Raw genomic sequence first — 18,911 nt, 5'->3', positions numbered from 1 at the left:
CCTCCTTTAGTTCTGCCAATAAAATATTTTTTATGTAATAAAATTGCCTTTTCATTTGAATTTTCCTACAATTAACCAAAATAAACAAGTGGATAACTTGCTCGAATTAGGCCGTAATCTGTCTTTTTCTGCGCTTTCCTAGGAAATTCTTTCAAATCATAAGCAGGTGATTTCGGAGGGGAAGGTAAAATAGATAGAGTGCAAGTAAGCCTTTTGTTCTTAAAAGGAGGAAATGAACCATGTCTTTTGAAACCTTGTTTGACCGTTATGCTGATCTCGCTGTAAAAGTCGGCGTAAACGTACAGCCTATGCAAACGTTAGTAGTAACAGCTCCGCTATCGACTGCTCCTTTTGTGAGAAAGGTAGCCAAAAAAGCGTACGAAGCGGGTGCCAAGCACGTGCATATTGATTGGACCGACGATGAACTCACACGGATGAAATATGATTTGGCTCCTGATGAAGCGTTTCGTGAATACCCGCAATGGAAGGTACAGGGATTAGAGGAAATGGCGGAAAATGGCGCGGCGTTTCTCTACATTTCTGCAGCGAATCCCGATTTGCTGAAGGGTGTAAATCTAGACCGTATCTCTACTGCCAACAAAACAGCTGGTCAAGCTCTCCATAAATTCCGCAGCTATACCATGTCCGATAAAGTGAGCTGGTGCGTGCTTGCAGTTCCATCACCTGCATGGGCCGCCATGGTCTTCCCGCATTTGGCACAAGAGGAACAGGAGCCTGCCCTGTGGGATGCCATCTTCCGCGCGACTCGCGCAGATATGGATGACCCTGTCCAAGCTTGGCATGACCATCATGCGACACTGAACAGCAAGGTGGATCAGCTCAACGCCAAACAATACCGTTACCTTCATTACGAAGCTCCCGGTACCAATTTGACAATTGAGCTGCCTGCCAACCACATTTGGATTGGCGGCGGTAGCGTAAATAAGGACGGTGCCTCCTTCATGGCCAATATGCCGACAGAAGAAGTATTCACCGCGCCATTAAAAGAAGGCGTCAACGGAACCGTTCGCAGCACCAAGCCTTTGAGCTATCATGGGAATTTGATCGAGAATTTTACGCTGACTTTTGAAAAAGGAAGAATTGTCTCGGCAACTGCTGAAAAGGGAGAAGAATCCCTAAAGCAATTAATTGAAACAGATGAAGGCTCGCATTATTTGGGGGAAGTGGCCTTGGTTCCTCATTTGTCCCCCATTTCGCAATCAGATATCATTTTCTATAACACGCTCTTTGATGAGAATGCGTCCAACCATTTGGCGATCGGGAACGCTTATAGTGTGAATATCGAAGGTGGCGCTGAGATGAGCAATGAGGAACTGGCTAGCCGCGGTATCAATATCAGCCTCACTCACGTTGATTTCATGATCGGCTCCGCCGAGATGAACATTGATGGTGAAACAGCTGACGGCAAGCGTGAACCACTATTCCGCAACGGAAATTGGGCTTAAATCTAACCTGAGAATGACATAGCGAGAGGCTGGATTTGATCATCACCATGACAAATCCAGCCTCGTTCTTTTCTCGGATACAACAGCTTTTTTCGGAGCGCTTTCATGAAGGAGAAATAATCGGATACAAGTGTCCCTGCATGGCAAAGGACGCTTTACCCGTTTCCTCGGAAACAACAACGATCAGTGAATCGCTTTTTTCACTCAACCCTAAAGCAGCACGATGTCTGGTTCCCAACTTTTTTTCCCCTACGACAACTTGTGATAATGGCAGTACATTGGCCGCGGAAATGATCTGATTTTCCCGAATCAGAACGGCCCCATCATGCAAAGGGCTGCCAGGATAAAAGATCGACTCCAGCAAGGAATGGCTCATCGTTGCTCCGATCGGTATGCCAGCTTGCAGCAGTAAATCAAGTGGGTCCTCGCGCTCAACGACGATCAATGCTCCTTGACGCCTTTTGGACAAGTGCTGCACAGCCATGGACAGATCCAGGTATTTTTCCGTATAGGGAGAGAGATAGCATTGCAAATAAAACGAGGCTGCTACGGTTTCAAGTCGACTAAACTTGGTGCGTATTTGATCAAACGTCCCGAGCACACATTCGTTTTCATTTTTTAACGCATGTATGCTCTCATCTAACGTAACGGATATTCCCCTCAGCTCTTGTAGCAATTCAGCCTTTAGCGATGATGTATCACAGTTAACTTCCAACATATGAACCCCTCAATTTCCATTTCTCTTCACGCCTCGTTCTTTGTTTGATTGTTCCCTTCCCTATAGGAAATCATTCTATTTTCTAGATGATAATTCCACTACAAACCGGACATAGTAAAACTCAAATGATGAACAGCTTATGGAGCGAAACCGACATGATCACGAAATGGAATGAGTTTCTTTCCATCGCACAAGAGTCGAATGATTTTAAGCATTACCCCCTGCTGAACGAGGAAAGTCCTTTTGTTATTTCGTACTATCAAACCTTAATAAAAACAGAGCTGCTGCAAAAAAATCTCTTGCGCCCCCTTCAAGAGCGTATGGATGCAAATGAATCGATCACGGACCTGCGCCACTTTTCCTGCTTTATCCATGTGGAGGCAATTATTTATACGGACGACATACAGACAGTCGTCTCCAAAATCATGACAGGCTATGCTGCCATCCAATCGAAAGACAATCTACAGTTCTTCGCCCTCATCAATCTATCCAATCCGACTGAAGGACTGCGAACGGACAATGACACGGAAAACGAGTTTAGTGTCGTTGGACCAAAGGTAGGCTTTGTTGAAAACATCGATATCAACCTGCATCTCATCCGTCAACAAATCAGCACACCCAAATTAATCATTCGAGAGTTAACCTTAGGTACGCTCTCTCATACGCGCATAGCCGTTGTCTACTTGTCTGGTATTACGAATCCTCAGCACATTGAAACCGTCGAGCAAAGACTACAGACGATCGACTTCGATATTATTTTTGATTCATCACAGCTCGATCAAATCATGAGTGACAATTCGAATACGCCTTTCCCATTATTTCTGTCTACAGAAAGGATTGACCGGGTCATCTATGCCTTAACTCTCGGGCAAATCGTGATTATTTCTGATGCATCTCCGTATGTCATTACCGGTCCAACCACTATCTTTGATTTCTTCATTTCTCCTGAGGATTATTATTTACCGTGGATCTTATCGTCCTTGTTTCGGTTGATTCGCATTTTTGGTGTGCTTTTTTCTATTTTGATGACACCTGCCTATACGGCGGTTCTCACTTTCCATTTGGAAATGATTCCACAAGACATGCTGGCTCCGATTATTTTATCGAGGAAATACGTCCCGTTTCCCCCTGTTTTAGAGGTGCTTTTCTTGGAGCTGACGATCGAGTTCTTGCGAGAAGCAGGTGCCCGGCTCCCGACAAAGGTCGGACAGACTCTTGGAATCGTAGGTGGAATCGTCATTGGTCAAGCATCTGTAGAAGCTGCCTTGACCAGTAATATATTGCTGATCATCGTTGCTCTGTCTGCGCTTGCCTCTTTCACTACCCCCATTTACAAAATGTCAAATACGATTCGATTTCTGCGCTTCCCGCTCATTATTTTATCTGGAATATGGGGCGGGCTTGGGATTGCCATCGGTCTCATGTTCATGCTGACTCATCTTCTTCAGCTTAAATCGTTAGGAACACCTTACCTGGCTCCGCTTTACCCTTTTCGCAGACGCAGCTTCGCGGACAGCTTCATTCGCTCTTCCTACAGCAGAACGGCCAGAAGATCTGCTGTTATGCGCGTCATCTCGCAATGGAGATACGATCCTGACAAGGCCACTCAGAAAAGAGACATTGATGAATAGAAGAAGGAGCCATCGAGGAAACCATGGTTGCAATGAGGAAATGGATACTGGTGTTATTTATATGGATCATGGCTGGCTGCTCTTCGACTCGGATCGTCAGCGAAGTACAGCTGATTCATTCACTGGGGCTCGATATCGAAGATCAAAAGATGAAAGGCGCGGCTATCACCCACGTGTACGGAAAGGAAAAGACGTCGATAGAACTGTTGGAAACAAAAAGTACGAATTTATATACGATCCTCCCTGATTTTAACGCCATCACCCCTTCACAAGTGGAGCTTGGGCAGTTGCGCTCCGTCATTGTCGGGAGGAAATATGCTGAAAACGGAATGGAATCCCTGGTGCATACGCTTTGCCGCGATCCCTCTATCGGTTTTCGCCTTCAACTCGCTGTGGCGGAACCAAAGGCATTGACGATTTTGAAGGGCATCCGTCATATGCAAATTCCCTTCTTCATCTCCGATAGCGTCGCTCAAAATATCAAAACGTTGAACGTGCCCAAGACCAACCTGCATATTTTCTTGTTTAATTTGTATGGCGAGGGTCGCGATCCTTACCTTCCTTATTTCGTGATACATAATGACAGAGTGAAGCTCGATGGTCTCGCGCTTTTTCGAGATGACAAATTCGTGCATCGCATCAATTCGAAAGAAAGCTTTTTGCTAAAAATCATGGTGGAAAAAGCCAAGAGTGGTCAAATTCCATTTGAAGTGACGATAAACAATCGAAAAGAATCCGGACTGTTGAAAAATCTTCATTCCCATGCCGCATTCGATGTCAATACCGCAGAGCCTGTTCCCAGCATCATGGTAAAGCTCACGGTAAATGGGCAAATCAGAGATTATTCGAAGTGGCTGCAATTATCCAATCCACAAGTCCTACAACAAACGGAAAAAGAACTTTCCTCGTACCTGCAAAAGGAGGCGACGAGCTTTGTGAAGCATTTACAGAAGCTTGAAGTTGATCCGGTCGGATTTGGTGATTTGGTTCGCAGTCGAAGCACGTCATGGAACTACCCTCACTTCAAAAAGATTTATCCTCAGATAAAAATCGCAGTGACGGCCTCGATCAAGCTGGAGCAAACGGGTGAGTAATGAATAATCAGGAGGGATCAGGTGAGTACTTCCATTCGGGAAAGCGCTATGGTTTCACCTTTTTTTGTATTCTTTCTTGTGCATGCCAATATCGTGGGGGTCGGGATACTAGGGTTTCAACGGACAATCGTAGCCCATGCCGGATACGATGCCTGGATCTCCCAACTACTTGCTGGGGCAAGCATCCATCTTATTATTTGGATGCTCTATTCCATGTTGAATGCGGGCAGCCAAGATCTGTTCTCCCTTCACGAGTTCTGCTTTGGAAAATGGCTAGGCAAGTTGATGAGCTTTGTCGTATTGATCTACATCTGGATGGCTGCTTTTCTCATCTTGCGTTCTTACGTCAGTATTGTGAAGCAGTTTATTTTCCCGCTTATGCATACGTGGAGTACGACGCTGATTATCTTGCTCCTCATTTTGTACATTGTCGCTGGTGGTTTTCGTACGGTTACGGGCGTCTGCTTTTTCGGTGTGGTGATTCCGGCGATTTTGATGCTTCCTTTGTTTCTATTCCCTTTCGAGTACGCTCATCCGAATAATTTGTTCCCGATGTTTTCGCATAACCTCCCCTCCTTATTCGCGTCTGCCAAAGACGCTGTTATCAATTATATGGGCTTTGAATTACTGCTCTTTTACTACCCATTTATCAAACGAGCAGCTCACTCGCAAAAATGGGCCCACGCTGGCGTCCTTTTCAGCACGCTCTTGTATGTAGCAGTCGCTCTCGTAACATTCCTCATGTTTAGCCAAGGTGAACTAGATAAAATTATTTGGCCGACCTTGACCATGCTCAAAATCGTCGAAATTCCGATTTTGCAGCGATTGGAGTTCATTGTGATATCTCTTTGGCTCTTCGTGATTTTGCCAAACATCTGTCTTAATCTATGGGGGGTTACCCGCGGACTGAAACAAATATTTGGCATCAGTCAAATCCGCGCCCTTCTGCTTCTCCTAGCGTCTCTGGCAATGGGTTCCTTTCTGCTCGAAGGTACGACTCCTTTGCTCATGGCACTCGATTTTTATGGGAAAGTGAGCATCGTTTTCATTTATGGCTATATCCCGCTGTTGTTCTTGCTCTTCCTCCTCTGGGGGAAAAAGCGAAGTACCGCAGGATACCAGACTCCCGGAGCGGAAACAGAAAAAGCCCGATAGATGTCTATCGAGCAAATCGTGCTGCGATTGTCATGCCAGCTCCTACCAAAGCTTCTCGGATGCTTTGTGCGAATTCCAACGCATGGGCACCGTCGCCATGAATACAAATCGTATCGGCCTGAATCGGGATATCCACGCCTTGTTGGGTCAGGACGAGTCCCTTGCTTACCATACGTATGACTTGCTGGAGGGATTGCTGTTGGTCTGTAATCATCGCATTCGGCTGACTACGCGGTGTCAGCGTGCCATCCTGCTGATACGTGCGGTCTGCAAACACTTCATGCGCCGTAGCAAGACCGATTTTTTCCCCTGCACGCGTCAACTCGCTTCCCGCCAAGCCATACAACACCAGTTCCGGATTTACTTTGTAGATGGCCAACGCGATAGACTCAGCCAAAGCGGGTCTTGTGGCTGCCATATTGTATAAGGCCCCGTGTGGCTTCACATGATGCATGACGCCCCCTTCTGCCCGCACAAACGCTTGCAGGGCGCCGATTTGGTAGAGGACTAGCTCGTACGCCTCATCAGGGGAAATCTCCATGTTACGGCGACCGAAGCCGACCAGATCAGCGAATCCGGGATGGGCACCGATTGCCACACCAGCCTCCAAAGCCATTTGCACCGTTTTTCTCATTGTCCCTGGGTCTCCAGCATGGAAACCACAAGCCACATTTGCCGAGGTGATATAGGGCAAAATCTCTTGATCGTTGCCCAACTGATAGGCGCCAAAGCTCTCTCCCATATCACAGTTTAGATCTGCTGTTTTCATCTTTTTACCTCCATCCCACGGTTACTTCTATACCAAGCTTGATCGCCTTCATCAATGAATCCCTCTCGATAAGCGCCTTTTGAGCATCACGCAGAGAAATCTCTTGAAAGTGAATCTTTTCGCCTGGCCGCAACTGGGCGACGATCGGCAAATCTATCGTTGGCACATAGCCTATCTTCGGATAACCGCCAATGGTTTGTCTGTCTGCCATCAAGATAATAGGTTGACCGTTTGGCGGAACCTGTATCGTTCCAACGGTGACCGCAGCCGAGATCAGTTCCATCGATTGCGTAAGTTCGAGCGCCGGTCCTGTTAAACGATACCCCATCCTGTCTGATTGAGTAGACACTTGAAAGGTTTGTTCGAAAAAGCTTTGACGGCTCTCTTCCGAAAAATCTGCGAATTGCTCGCCTTGTATCACCCGTACAACCGCTTCTCCATTTTTTACAAGCGTACTAGAAGGAATAAACCAATTCGCTTGGTAGAAGGGAGCTGCTCCTGCCTTTTTTTCCAATTGGTTAGCGAGAAATTGGCTGAATGAACCTGGAGAGCTTTGAACTAGCTTATCTCCTGCCGCAAGCATTCTACCCGCAAAGCCTCCGAAGCTTCCACGGAGATTCGTACTACGGCTACCCATCACAAGTGGCACATCCCATCCACCTGCGACTGCGAGATAGGCGCGACAGCCTTCCTTGGCCAGGCCAAACTTCAAGATGCTTCCACTCCTGATCCAGACTGCTCGATTGGGCAAGACGGCTCTATCATTGATCGTGACTTTGAAGTCACCACCACAAATGGCGATTAACATGTCCTTATGAAACAATAAGCTTGGACCTCTCATCGTCAGCTCCAGAACAGCATCCGTTTGTTGATTGCCAACTAACATGTTCGCCATCTGTACAGCTTGCTCGTCCATCGCCCCACTGACGCTGACCCCAACCTGCTGAAAGCCAAATCTACCTGTATCTTGAACGGTCGTGCAAAGTCCTGGCGTAATCACCTCTATACTCACTTAGTACACCTTCTCCCCGTTATCGTATTCCCGCTCGGAGATAGGACGAAAGCGAACTTTATCACCAGCGCACAAGAGACTTGGAGAACTTTCACCTGCCTGAAATAATCTCAGTGGTGTTCTTCCGATAATTTGCCACCCACCTGGACTCTCTATCGAATAAATACCTGTTTGCAATCCTCCGATCCCTACACTACCCATTGGAATAGATAGTCGTGGCGAGGAACGTCGCGGCGTGGCCAGTCGCTCATCCATTCCACCGAGATACGGAAAGCCGGGAGCAAATCCGATCATGTACACCAGATATTCTGTTGCCGAATGGATCGAAATTACTTCCTCTACACTAAGACCATTTTGTTTGGCGACTACCTCCAGATCTGGACCAAAGCTCCCTCCATAACAAACCGGGATTTCTACCAGTCTGTACTCTGTAGAGTGAGTGTTGGAGATTTGCTGCGACATTTGCTCAAGAATAGCAACGGCACGATCGTATGGCAAAATATCATCAAGTGGATCGAAAAGAGTAATCGGATCGTAATAGACGGTAACAGTCGTAAAGCCAGGTACAGATTCGATCATCCCGGGGAAAGGATGCTCCTGTAGGTATTCAGAGAATAGGATGACCTTCTCATGGGTCTGTTGATCGATAACCTCTCCTAGTTTGACCATGACACCCGAGTCCCCAAGAGGAGAGAATTCATATCTAGGCAACGTTTTTCCCTCCATTTTCGAATATCGGTACTGCCACATGAATGGAAGGGAGGAGGGTTTCTCCTCCTGCTCAGCTAATTTGTCCGCCTTCCATGACAATATCCCGCTCATTAGATAGGGTCGTCTCGATTGCCAATCGCAAGCCTTTTACAATTGTTTCTAACGCCATGCTTGGCTGCCCTGCTTGCCTTGCTGCTTGTTCAGGCAAATAAGGGATATGGATGAACCCTCCGCGTACGGAAGCTTTTTTCTCAGCAAGGTAATGCATCAATCCATAAAAAAGATGGTTGCATACATATGTACCCGCCGTCTGCGATATGGAAGTCGGAATTCCTTGTTGTTTTAACTCATGTACAATCGCTTTGATTGGCAATGTAGACCAGTAGCCAGTAGGACCGTTTTCCCTGATCGGTGTATCAATCGGCTGATTTCCTTCATTATCCGGGATTCGAGCATCATTGACGTTAATTGCTACACGCTCAACGGCAATATCTCCTCGTCCACCTGCTTGACCGATACATAATACGATGTCCGGATTCGTTTCTTCTATCGCTGCGTACAGATGTTCGATAGATTTTTCAAAAACCGTAGGAATTTGGCGCAGCTCTACTTTATACAAATCAGACTCGATTTTTCCCAGCTCTTTTACCGATTCCCAAGCAGGGTTAACCGTTTCTCCACCAAAAGGATCAAACCCTGTTACTAAAATGGTCTTCATGATTGTTTCCTCCGATCCGCATAGGTCTCATTCGTGAGAGTCGAATATGGTCTTGTCCATACTGTCGCGAAACACGCCGTGGGCTGGATGCCACACACTCCATGACAGCACGATTGAAAATCTTATGTGTTTCTATGCAATCTCGCAATGCTCCTCCCGCAACCGTCTCATCAGCCGCTTCCGTTATTAAATCAAGCGTCACCCATTCAGGAAAACGAGAGAGTAAGGAAGGAGAGGTTCTGTTCGGCTTTGTAGGCCACCGATAAAACAAGAAATCTTGATCAGTAGGCAATGGGAAAATGGCGGGCTCCCAGTTATGTCCATACCGAATGTAGCGCTCGATAAACCGTTTATTTTTGTTCCACAGACGCGGATGATGTCTCAGCCCTTCCTCGGCTGCCTTTTGAATCGTATCAAGAGCGACAGCATGATAAGGATAGTCAGATCGCTCCATCTCGCGGCCAATCCCGTAAAAGAGTGAGATCGGCATCCAATAAGATACAGGGAATCTCGGTGGGCTATTGTACCCTGCGAATGGTTGTGTCCATTCATGCGAAGGGATTCCGTGATCATCGATGATCACATCCGGCAACCAGCGATAAAACAGTTGGGGAACTACCCGCGATTCGCCAAAAACGCTCGGCTGAAAACGGTGATTGGTGTATTCTAATCCAACGGAATTATAACGGGCAGCATGATGCTTCCAAAATGGATTATCTTTGACGAGCTCTTGATGAAGTGCGACCCCATCCGGATTGGCAAATGGAATCACGACCAGATTGAAACGAGTAAGCCAATCCATTTTTTTGGTTATGAGCTCTTCCACCAGCTCACGTGCAGCAGGCATACTGGAAACCTCGTTTGGATGATGTCCGGTTTCGAGCAAAATGGTTGGTTTATACAGAGAGAGCTTGTGAGTTGATACGTATTTGGAAATCTGGGGTGCTGTTACCTCCACTGCATAAATCGGCCGTCCTTCAAACGATTTCTCTACTTCCCATATATGTACAGACGGATGTGTAGCCAGCTCTGCCCATTCGCCCATATCTGGATAATGGTTTCGGTGTAGATAAGGAAGCTTCCGTTCTTCGATGCTGGTACTCTTTTCGTACGTTCTCAGGATGCGTGCTTTTACAGGAGCAGATTGCTCTGCCTCGAAGTATAAATGAGTTGTTTTGATAGAGAAAGCTTGTTCTTCTATATATTCTTTTACGCGAATGGTTGCCACTGGAGAGCTTGCTGGTTTGACCTTTACAAATGGTCGCACCGCCCCAGGAGAATTCCACGCCACTCCCGTTTTTCTTTCACCCAAATACGCATAGTAGTCCAGCGTATAAAAATAAATATCTTCATGCAACGCTTCTAACGACGATATGGTTTCTTCGTCTATGTCTAGCCGTTCTTCCTGTTCACTCATAGTGACGGTTACCTCTATCGAATGAAAGAGCGGAGTGTTTCCTTGATACGGTTCAATTTGTTTACATAACAATTCTTCCGTCAACTCAGGTAAAAATTGCTGCGTATAGAATTGCCAAAACCTCTCTCGATCCGTAGGAATCAAGAATTGTTCTTTAGTTGTTCCATGGGAAAAGAAGAGTCCTGACGTAGTTGGATAAGCTCGACTTTGCTCGTCGGCATACGGCACAGTGGATACAGGTACATCCAAATTCCATGTACCTAAGTGCTCCAGCCCGACTCCCCATACTTCGACTTGGTATGTAGTCGGTAGGTTCTCATCCATCACGATTGATACTTGCGACAAGGACAAGCCCAATTCTTTTTCCAACAACTGATCAACCGGGTATAATTCTTGAAGCCATCGATGAGAAAGCTCCATCCCACCTTCTCTTTCCTCTCGTTGGAAAGAGATCAAAATTCGTTCTACTCGTTCCCCTGTACGTACAAGGGACGGCAAAATCGTTTCTTTTATCCAGCACAAGCCTGGTTTAAAAGCAGAGTGAATCTGTACCGTACTATCGTTATCTGGAAGCAGCTCCGTGATTGCGCTCTTCCAGCATCGCTCCAACGCACGTCGAATCTCTTTTGGTTCTGATAAAAACGCCGTGACCGCCAGCGGAGAAGATAAGCACCCGTCCGTCTCCATTCGACTAGCAATCGCGATCAACTGCTCATGAAACAACTGTTCTATCTCATTTCGTTCGCCCTGGTCTTTCCATGTTTTCTCTATAAATAGGGGGAAATCCTTCTCTTTTGGCTCGTCTGATTCTTCCCATGCACCAAAAGTCCCCCCGAGTCGGTGCGAAGTAGCAGTCCCTAAATAATCAAGCGCCGCAACAATCGCTTGTCCTCCCCCTGAAAGCTGAATGACTCTTGTTGTCTTTTCTCTAGGGTCTGGGATTACTTCAACCACTCCACTTGCTAGAGGTGCTTCACCATTCATGCGTAAGCAAAAAGTGAGCTCCGCAATCCGATTTGCTTCTCCTGTGAGCGGGAAATGTATCCCGGTCGAGGCTAGACCAATCCGAGCTGCAAAGCGGGCGGCAGACATAACCGCCTCTGCAGTATGGATCCCTGTAAAAAATACATCTGTCCGACTCGTTAAATCCGTACGCCCCGCTTGATAGAACCCTGCCGTTGTCCAAAGCTCTGCCAGACTTTCAAGTGGAGTTGGTCTTTCTACGATAGGACTTCCCTCATGCGAGCTCATCAGCGCATACTGGGGTATCGCAATCTGACAAACAGGTGAAGCATCCGCACAAACATATAGATGAACTTCATGTAAAGAACAACGAATCCTTTCAATGTCGCCGAGTGAAGTTGTTGCAGGTGCTGCATCTGTCCAATATGCCGCCATCCAGCGCAGTAATCGACTAAGACTCTCCTCGCTTCCACCAACGAAAGCAATTCGATCGTTCCCTCGATCGAGCGTACATGACGCATCATCCACATCGCAGGATGGCTCGATACATACTGTGCAAAGCCACTCACCGCTTTTCGTGCTGCTAGCAACCATCGGTGAATCTTCCATACGAATGGAAGGCAGATCTAGCTCACTTGTTTCAAGGCCTAATCGGGCACAAAAATCAATGAATCCTTCTACGACGATTCCCGTTTGAAAACAGAAGGAAACAGACAATGAATCAGCTACACCGTCATTGTTTCGGTCCGTAACTAACCCTTTCGTTGTAAAAATATCACCTAGCCCTCTCATAGGTTAGCCCCCTTACACGCGCAGATTTGGATCTAGCTCATCACGCAGCCAATCGCCCAGCAGGTTAATTCCAAACACCGTAATCATAATGGCGATGCCAGGGAAAGTAGCAACCCACCATGCCGTCTCCAGATAGTTGCGACCGTCTGCCAGCATGCCGCCCCATGTAGGAATCGAAGGGTCTACACCCAATCCAATAAACGTCAACGATGCTTCCAACAAAATGTTGGTGGCTACATTTAACGTTGCCAATACGATGATCGAAGAAGAAACGTTTGGCAGGACATGTTTTCTGATGATCCTCAAATTCGTAGCCCCAATTGCTTTGGCAGCCTGGACGTATTCCATTTCTTTTACACTCATGACCTGTCCTCGAACCAGTCGTGCAAAGCCTACCCAGTTACTGATCCCCAGAACAAGTATGAGCTTCCATAGACCTGCCCCAAAGACCGTCATGACGATAATCGCAAACAAAATGAAAGGGAATGCCAGCTGTACATCTGCCAAGCGCATTAACAGATCATCTACCCAGCGCCCGTAAAAGCCTGCGATGAGGCCCAGAATCACCCCGATAACCAAGGAAATCAGTACGGATACGACACCAACCAATAACGATATTCGCGCTCCGTAAATGATTCGGCTCAGTAAGTCACGCCCTACCTGATCCGTACCTAGCAAATACTCGGATTTCCCCGTATCGTCCATCCACGAGGGAGCAACCAACCGTGCACGCAAATCAGCTTTATCAGGAGTAGACGGCGCTATTACCGGTGCAAAAAGTGCGGATACGACGGCAAGCATAAGCAAGAACATCCCCGTCATTGCCCACCGATTTCGAACGAATCTTCTGCCCATCTTGCTCCATTTTCCACGTTTTTTGATTGGTGGATTGGTCTGATTGTTTGTAACTGTCGCTGTCGTCATTCGCTTTTTCCTCCTTCCTGCCTAATACGTGGATCTATAAAGCCATAACTGATATCAACCAACAGGTTCACGAAGATCATCAAAAAAGACAAGATAATCACAGAGCCTTGAATCACTGGAAAGTCACGTTGCGATATCGCATCAATCAGCATACGCCCGATACCTGGCCATGAAAAAACTTGCTCAATAATCACGGTACCGCCCAACAACGTTCCAAATTGCAATCCAATAAAGGTTACCGTTGGGATTAATGCGTTTCGTAAGCCATGCTTGATGATTACAAGCCATTCCTTGATCCCTTTGGAACGAGCCGTATTGATATATTGCTGATTCATTACCTCCAGCATGGAAGAGCGAACTAATCGAGCCAAAATTCCTGACAAGATGAGTCCGAGTGCAACGGAAGGCAGAACCAAATACTCCAGACCTTCATAACCAGAAGCAGGAAACCAGCCCAACTTAACGGCAAATATGATGATTAACATAATCCCTAACCAAAAGTTAGGAAAAGAGATTCCTAGCAATGAAAAAATGCGTCCGAAAAAGTCAGCTACGCTGCCTCTGTAAACAGCGGAAATGATACCTACTGGAATCGCAATCAATAGGGCGACAAACATTCCCCCGAAGGCAAGCAGCAAAGTTGCTCCCATCTTCTCCTTCATCATGTCGATTACGCTCTCACCCGTTCGGAAAGAGGTGCCAAAGTTACCGGTAAACATATCTTTTAAATAAAGCCCGAACTGTACATAAACGGGCTCGTCCAGACCGAGATTTTTCCTAAGCTCAGTAATCGCCTCTTTGGTAGGCTCACCTGCTTGAAACATGATCGATACTGGGTCACCAGTCATTCGCACCAGGACAAAAATGACAAGAGTAATAGCAAGAACGACAAAAACACTATGTAGTAGACGTCTAATTAAAAAGGCTGCCATCCCGCTCCTCCTTTATCAAAAGTGAAGGGAATAGAAGAGACATCTTCTACTCCCCTGTTCAAAACATTCCTTATTCAACCGATACTTCGCGCAAATCGATACGTTCATCTGCCGGAGGTTGGAAGCCTTTTACTCGTTTGTTCGCAGCCCACAGGTTGATCGTTTGATAGAGCGGTACATCTGGGACTAGCTCATACAGACGTTGATTCAGCTCTTTAAATGCTGCCAGACGCTTTTCTTGGTCAAACGTGGAGCGTTCTGCTTTCAAGAGCTCCTCTACTTTTTCGTCATGGAAATCAGGGTTCCAGAACTCGCCTTTGTGATACATCAGATAGGCCGTATTATCAAAGTCGAGCGTCCATCCCCCCCAGCCATTCCGGTACATATGTCCTGCTTTTCCCTTCGGAATGAGGTCAGAAGTAAATGTGGAGCTGTCCACCAGATTCAGCTTCACCTTGAGACCGACTTGGCCTAATTGCATTTCGATCGCTTGTGCTACCTCTTTAAACGTAGCATCTGTACCAGGGAGGAAGAGATCAAGCTCAGTTCCTTCCTTCACACCTGCTTCTGCGAGCAGTTGTTTTGCTTTTTCTGGATCATAATTGCGTAATGGCAGGTTAGGATCATAGCCGAAAGACATATCGCTTTGGAATGAATTGACGCGCTTACCATATCCGCCGAGCAGCGTTTCGATAATCAAGTCTGCATCAATCGCGTAAGCAATCGCTTCACGGACTTTTACATTGTCGACTGGCTTCATCGATGTATTGAAACGAATCGAATAAACAGTTGGCGACCCGACTTGCATCAGTTCAAGATCAGACATGCCCTTGATGGATTCTGTTTGGCTAATCTCGACTTTTTTCATAATATCGATGGCACCTGTTTGCATTTCAGCGAGACGTGTAGTCGCTTCTGGAATAAAACGGAACGTTACTTTTTCCAGCCTCGGTTGACCTTGCTTCCAATAGGTTTCATTTTTCACCAGTACGACCTTGCTATCTTTTTCATAGCTATCCATTTTGAAAGGACCCGTACCTACTGGATGCGTGTTAAAGTACTCGTCCCCTTTTTCCTTGTAATACTTAGGCGGAACGATCACGGCGCCATAACCTGCCAGCTTTGTAATGAGTACAGGATCTTTTTCCTTGAGAATCATGTTGACTGTAAACTCGTCTACCACTTCTACACGGTCAATCGAAGCATAGTTCGCTTGCTGTGGTCCTTTTTTCCCTTCTTCACCAAGCAGGCGATCAAATGTAAATTTCACTGCTTCCGCGTTGAATGGCTCGCCGTTGTGGAAGGTAACTCCTTTACGAAGTTTAAATTGAAGTGTCTTGTCATCCTTGAACTCCCACGATTCAGCGAGTCCTGGCTGGATTTTCAAGTCAGTGGTACGCTCGACTAAGCCTTCAAATACAGATGTTGCTACAGTACTCCAATCAAGCAAAAACGTATCAATCGGATCCCAAGAGTGCGGATCTCCATTCACACCAAGTGTGAGTTCATTTTTTGCCGGAGCTTGCGCTTCTGTTTTAGGTTGCGGATTTGCCTGTGTGCTAGTGTCAGCCGGCTTACTCGAACATCCGCCCAAAGCAGCAGCTAGCACGAGTAATGCGGAGCAAACGGTGATACCTACCTTCTTTTTCAAAACAAGTCCCCCTTTTCTTTTCGTTCTGGAATTCATGTTGAAAAAATATGATAGCCGTCATTTGTTCCTATTGGTTATACAAATGACAGGCAACATATCGACCATCGCCCATCGATTGAAATTCGGGCTTGTCCGTTTTGCAAATTTCCATACAATCCGGACAACGCGTATGAAACGTGCAGCCACTCGGCGGATTCGCAGGACTCGGTACATCTCCAGTCAAGATGATGCGCTCACGCTTCATTTTCGGCTTGGCAATCGGAACGGCGGACAGTAATGAGCGGGTATAAGGATGCAGCGGCTCTTCATATAGCGCATTTTTGGGTGCCAGCTCAACCATCCGTCCCAAATACATCACGCCGATCCTGTCGCAAAAATGCTTCACGACGCTCAAGTTGTGAGAGATGAATATGTAAGTGAGTCCGTATTGCTTTTGCAAATCTCTCATCAGGTTCAATACCTGGGATTGAATCGATACATCGAGCGCAGATACTGGCTCATCTGCCACAATCAGCTTGGGATTAAGCGCTAGCGCACGTGCAATGCCGATCCGCTGTCGCTGACCACCACTAAATTCATGAGGAAATCGTTCCGAATTTTCCGCTTTCAGACCGACAACCTGCATCAATTCCGCTACTTTTACCTTGCGTTCTTTTGACGTTTCATACAGTTCGAATATGATCATCGGCTCTTCAATGATCTCCCCGACTGTCATTCGCGGATTGAGGGATGCGAACGGGTCTTGGAAAATGATTTGCAAATCCTTTCGCTTCATCCTCATCTCATTTGGGGAAAGTGCCGCTAAATTCTCTCCTTGAAAAATCACTTCGCCACCCGTAGGCTCGAGCAATCGCAGAATGGCTCTTCCTGTGGTTGACTTCCCGCAACCAGATTCACCTACAATTCCGAGCGTCTCCCCCGTGGCAACGGTAAAAGAGAGATCGTCAACCGCTTTGACGTGATTCGTTACCTTCTTCAATAATCCACTGCGAATCGGAAAGTATTTTTTTAACCCTCTCACTTCAAGTAAGGGCTTACATTCTGATTGTTCCAAAAGATTCACGTCCCCTCCGCTTACTCATACAGCCAGCATCTGCTTTTTGTACCATCATTCAGATCGAATAACGGTGGAGCTTGTTCGTAGCATTTGTCAAAAGCCTTCTGGCATCGTTCAGCAAAACGGCATCCTGCGGGCATCTGACCTGGACTCGGAACGGTCCCGCCAATCGTAAACAAGTACTCCTGCTCTGTGTCCATATCCGGGATCGAGCCCAACAAACCAACCGTGTACGGATGCTTTGGAGTAGCAAATAGCTTTTCTACCTCGGCTTCCTCGACGACTTGCCCTGCATACATGACGACCACCCGATCACACATCTCTGCTACCACACCAAGATCGTGCGTGATCAGCATGATGGTCATCTCGCTCTTCTGCTGTAGCTCTCTCATCAGGTCAAGAATCTGCGCCTGAATGGTCACGTCTAGTGCGGTTGTAGGCTCATCTGCAACCAATAGAGATGGACTACAGGACATCGCCATCGCGATCATCACACGCTGCCTCATCCCGCCAGATAGCTGATGCGGATACTCATCAACGATTTCTTCCGCTCTCGGAATCCCGACCAGCTTCAGCATTTGGATCGCATGCTCTTTGGCTTGTTTTTTGTTCATACTTGTATGATTTAAGACGAGCTCCATGATCTGCGCCCCGATTGTATAAACCGGATTGAGCGAGGTCATCGGTTCTTGAAAAATCATCGCGATCTCTTTGCCTCGCACCTTCCTCATCTGATCCTTGGAAAAGGCAACCAGATTTTCACCGTTGTACAGGATCTCTCCTCCGGTGATTCGCGCGGTCCTCGGCAGAAGCCCCATGATGGATAGAGAGGTGACACTTTTCCCACAACCCGACTCCCCAACTACTCCAATCGTCTCACCTTTGTTGATTTGAAAACTAACTCCATCCAAAACGGTAATTTCTCCATTATCGGTTCGGAATCTCGTCTGAAGATTTTTGATTTCCAGCATCAAAGTCCCGCCTTTGCATCTGAATATCCCAGCTTGCTCATGATTTGATTCGCTACTGCTTTTGTCTCCTGTACCAAATACCCCAATCGATCTGGCTGAAAGCGTGATGTAGCTCCAGCCAAGCTCAAGCCAGCTATGACTTGTCCCGTAAAATCTCGAATAGGTACAGCAATGGCTGCGGAATCCGGCTCCAATTCACCGTAGCTGACTGTATAACCGTTTTCACGTGCATCGTGGATCCATTGCCATAGCAGATCTTTGTCTATATTTGTGTCTGGTGAGATTTTCTTCATGTCCACCCGGTTCAACAATTCTTCGATCTCATGATCCGGCAGAAATGAGAGTAAAATGCGCGGGCATGCCCCTGCGTACAACGGTGATTTTCTACCTACCTGCGTATATACACGAACATACTGGCGGGTATCGACTTTTTCGATGTAAACCCCTTCGTCTTGATCACGAATAATCAAGTTGACTGCCTCATCCACCGTATCCCGCAGCTGCTGCATATACGGTAGCGCGATTTTCCTGATCTCCAGCCGTTGGGCAACAATGTTCCCAAACTCCAGCAGCTTCAATCCCAATTGGTATTTAGGCGGATTATGAGTGGTCGTTTTGGAGATAAAGCCGCGCATTTCGAGCGTCTGAAGAATTCGAAACACCGTACTCTTCGGCATATCTGACAACTCGACAAGCTCAGCCAGGCTTAATTCACTGTATTGGATAAAATATTCTAGAAACTCTAGCGTTTTTAATACACTTCGGTTTGCCGTTTTTTCTGTTTTGTCCATTTTCATCACCATCTTATTGTCCCAAAATACGGAACGTTATTTTGTATTTTGGCATGCCACAATATTAAATGAATTCAGTTATTTCCGTCAATACATTTTTACCCCTTAGCAATCAGGTCGTTTCTACCTACTGGCTCAG

At 46.7% G+C, this 18,911-nt stretch carries 16 protein-coding genes; 4 read left to right on the top strand and 12 right to left on the bottom strand.

Annotated features, from left to right (window positions below; genetic code table 11):
* Positions 1–239 precede the first annotated feature (239 nt).
* A complete protein-coding gene (locus HP398_RS02220; RefSeq protein WP_173621686.1) occupies positions 240–1,466 on the top strand; it encodes an aminopeptidase in 1,227 nt (408 codons plus the stop codon).
* 103 nt (positions 1,467–1,569) lie between these two features.
* Here HP398_RS02220 and cdaS read toward each other — a convergent pair whose 3' ends face one another.
* The gene (cdaS, locus tag HP398_RS02215) at positions 1,570–2,184 is read right to left on the bottom strand and encodes a sporulation-specific diadenylate cyclase CdaS (protein ID WP_173621685.1); all 615 of its coding nucleotides are present in this window, start codon (positions 2,182–2,184) and stop codon (positions 1,570–1,572) included.
* Positions 2,185–2,339: 155 nt separating this feature from the next.
* Between cdaS and HP398_RS02210 the strand changes: the two genes are divergently transcribed.
* From HP398_RS02210 to HP398_RS02200, 3 genes are read left to right on the top strand one after another with little or no spacing between them, the layout of a single operon-like run.
* Positions 2,340–3,815, top strand: a complete 1,476-nt coding sequence (locus HP398_RS02210) for a spore germination protein (RefSeq protein WP_017248284.1) — start codon at positions 2,340–2,342, stop codon at positions 3,813–3,815.
* Between the two features lie 32 nt (positions 3,816–3,847).
* Positions 3,848–4,909, top strand: coding sequence for a Ger(x)C family spore germination protein (locus tag HP398_RS02205; RefSeq protein ID WP_254475781.1), 1,062 nt, complete (start codon positions 3,848–3,850; stop codon positions 4,907–4,909).
* A gap of 21 nt (positions 4,910–4,930) precedes the next feature.
* Positions 4,931–6,064 carry a GerAB/ArcD/ProY family transporter gene (locus HP398_RS02200; protein WP_173621683.1) on the top strand — a complete coding sequence of 378 codons (1,134 nt, stop codon included), beginning with the start codon at positions 4,931–4,933 and terminating at the stop codon, positions 6,062–6,064.
* Between the two features lie 4 nt (positions 6,065–6,068).
* Here the strand turns inward: HP398_RS02200 and HP398_RS02195 are convergent, their stop codons facing one another.
* The 11 genes from HP398_RS02195 to HP398_RS02145 all read right to left on the bottom strand — a co-directional run bounded on the left by HP398_RS02195 (position 6,069) and on the right by HP398_RS02145 (position 18,772).
* A complete protein-coding gene (locus HP398_RS02195) occupies positions 6,069–6,833 on the bottom strand; it encodes a LamB/YcsF family protein (protein WP_173621682.1) in 765 nt (254 codons plus the stop codon).
* Between the two features lie 4 nt (positions 6,834–6,837).
* Entirely contained in the window at positions 6,838–7,845 is a 1,008-nt protein-coding gene (locus HP398_RS02190) for a 5-oxoprolinase subunit C family protein (RefSeq protein WP_173621681.1), read from the bottom strand.
* Entirely contained in the window at positions 7,846–8,595 is a 750-nt protein-coding gene (gene pxpB, locus HP398_RS02185; protein ID WP_173621680.1) for a 5-oxoprolinase subunit PxpB, read from the bottom strand.
* Between the two features lie 31 nt (positions 8,596–8,626).
* A complete protein-coding gene (gene pcp, locus HP398_RS02180; protein ID WP_017248279.1) occupies positions 8,627–9,274 on the bottom strand; it encodes a pyroglutamyl-peptidase I in 648 nt (215 codons plus the stop codon).
* Positions 9,246–12,446 carry a M14 family metallopeptidase gene (locus tag HP398_RS02175; RefSeq protein ID WP_173621679.1) on the bottom strand — a complete coding sequence of 1,067 codons (3,201 nt, stop codon included), beginning with the start codon at positions 12,444–12,446 and terminating at the stop codon, positions 9,246–9,248. The genes pcp and HP398_RS02175 overlap by 29 nt, the downstream gene beginning before the upstream one ends.
* A 12-nt stretch (positions 12,447–12,458) precedes the next feature.
* Positions 12,459–13,370, bottom strand: a complete 912-nt coding sequence (locus HP398_RS02170; protein ID WP_017248277.1) for an ABC transporter permease — start codon at positions 13,368–13,370, stop codon at positions 12,459–12,461.
* The gene (nikB, locus tag HP398_RS02165) at positions 13,367–14,302 is read right to left on the bottom strand and encodes a nickel ABC transporter permease (protein ID WP_069845208.1); all 936 of its coding nucleotides are present in this window, start codon (positions 14,300–14,302) and stop codon (positions 13,367–13,369) included. Before nikB ends, HP398_RS02170 begins: the two co-directional genes overlap by 4 nt.
* Before the next feature lie 70 nt (positions 14,303–14,372).
* The gene (locus tag HP398_RS02160) at positions 14,373–15,953 is read right to left on the bottom strand and encodes an ABC transporter substrate-binding protein (RefSeq protein ID WP_173621678.1); all 1,581 of its coding nucleotides are present in this window, start codon (positions 15,951–15,953) and stop codon (positions 14,373–14,375) included.
* Positions 15,954–16,020: 67 nt separating this feature from the next.
* The gene (locus tag HP398_RS02155; protein WP_371736695.1) at positions 16,021–17,016 is read right to left on the bottom strand and encodes an ABC transporter ATP-binding protein; all 996 of its coding nucleotides are present in this window, start codon (positions 17,014–17,016) and stop codon (positions 16,021–16,023) included.
* Between the two features lie 11 nt (positions 17,017–17,027).
* Positions 17,028–17,981 carry an ABC transporter ATP-binding protein gene (locus tag HP398_RS02150; RefSeq protein WP_069845210.1) on the bottom strand — a complete coding sequence of 318 codons (954 nt, stop codon included), beginning with the start codon at positions 17,979–17,981 and terminating at the stop codon, positions 17,028–17,030.
* Positions 17,981–18,772 carry an IclR family transcriptional regulator gene (locus HP398_RS02145; protein ID WP_017248272.1) on the bottom strand — a complete coding sequence of 264 codons (792 nt, stop codon included), beginning with the start codon at positions 18,770–18,772 and terminating at the stop codon, positions 17,981–17,983. The genes HP398_RS02150 and HP398_RS02145 overlap by 1 nt, the downstream gene beginning before the upstream one ends.
* Between the last annotated feature and the right edge of the window lie 139 nt (positions 18,773–18,911).

The sequence above is a fragment of the Brevibacillus sp. HB1.4B genome, from assembly GCF_013284285.1.
GTDB classification, from domain to species: Bacteria; Bacillota; Bacilli; order Brevibacillales; family Brevibacillaceae; genus Brevibacillus; species Brevibacillus porteri.
Note: the sequence above shows the minus strand (reverse complement) of the source record. Positions and strands in the feature narration are given on the sequence as shown.

Bases quoted from the DNA above. Each gene is read 5' to 3' on its own strand.
- HP398_RS02170 (WP_017248277.1), bottom strand. From the start codon at position 13,370: ATGACGACAGCGACAGTTACAAACAATCAGACCAATCCACCAATCAAA.
- HP398_RS02195 (WP_173621682.1), bottom strand. From the start codon at position 6,833: ATGAAAACAGCAGATCTAAACTGTGATATGGGAGAGAGCTTTGGCGCC.
- HP398_RS02175 (WP_173621679.1), bottom strand. From the start codon at position 12,446: ATGAGAGGGCTAGGTGATATTTTTACAACGAAAGGGTTAGTTACGGAC.
- cdaS (WP_173621685.1), bottom strand. From the start codon at position 2,184: ATGTTGGAAGTTAACTGTGATACATCATCGCTAAAGGCTGAATTGCTA.
- HP398_RS02210 (WP_017248284.1), top strand. From the start codon at position 2,340: ATGATCACGAAATGGAATGAGTTTCTTTCCATCGCACAAGAGTCGAAT.
- pcp (WP_017248279.1), bottom strand. From the start codon at position 9,274: ATGAAGACCATTTTAGTAACAGGGTTTGATCCTTTTGGTGGAGAAACG.
- HP398_RS02150 (WP_069845210.1), bottom strand. From the start codon at position 17,981: ATGCTGGAAATCAAAAATCTTCAGACGAGATTCCGAACCGATAATGGA.
- HP398_RS02205 (WP_254475781.1), top strand. From the start codon at position 3,848: ATGAGGAAATGGATACTGGTGTTATTTATATGGATCATGGCTGGCTGC.
- HP398_RS02145 (WP_017248272.1), bottom strand. From the start codon at position 18,772: ATGGACAAAACAGAAAAAACGGCAAACCGAAGTGTATTAAAAACGCTA.
- HP398_RS02220 (WP_173621686.1), top strand. From the start codon at position 240: ATGTCTTTTGAAACCTTGTTTGACCGTTATGCTGATCTCGCTGTAAAA.
- nikB (WP_069845208.1), bottom strand. From the start codon at position 14,302: ATGGCAGCCTTTTTAATTAGACGTCTACTACATAGTGTTTTTGTCGTT.
- pxpB (WP_173621680.1), bottom strand. From the start codon at position 8,595: ATGTGGCAGTACCGATATTCGAAAATGGAGGGAAAAACGTTGCCTAGA.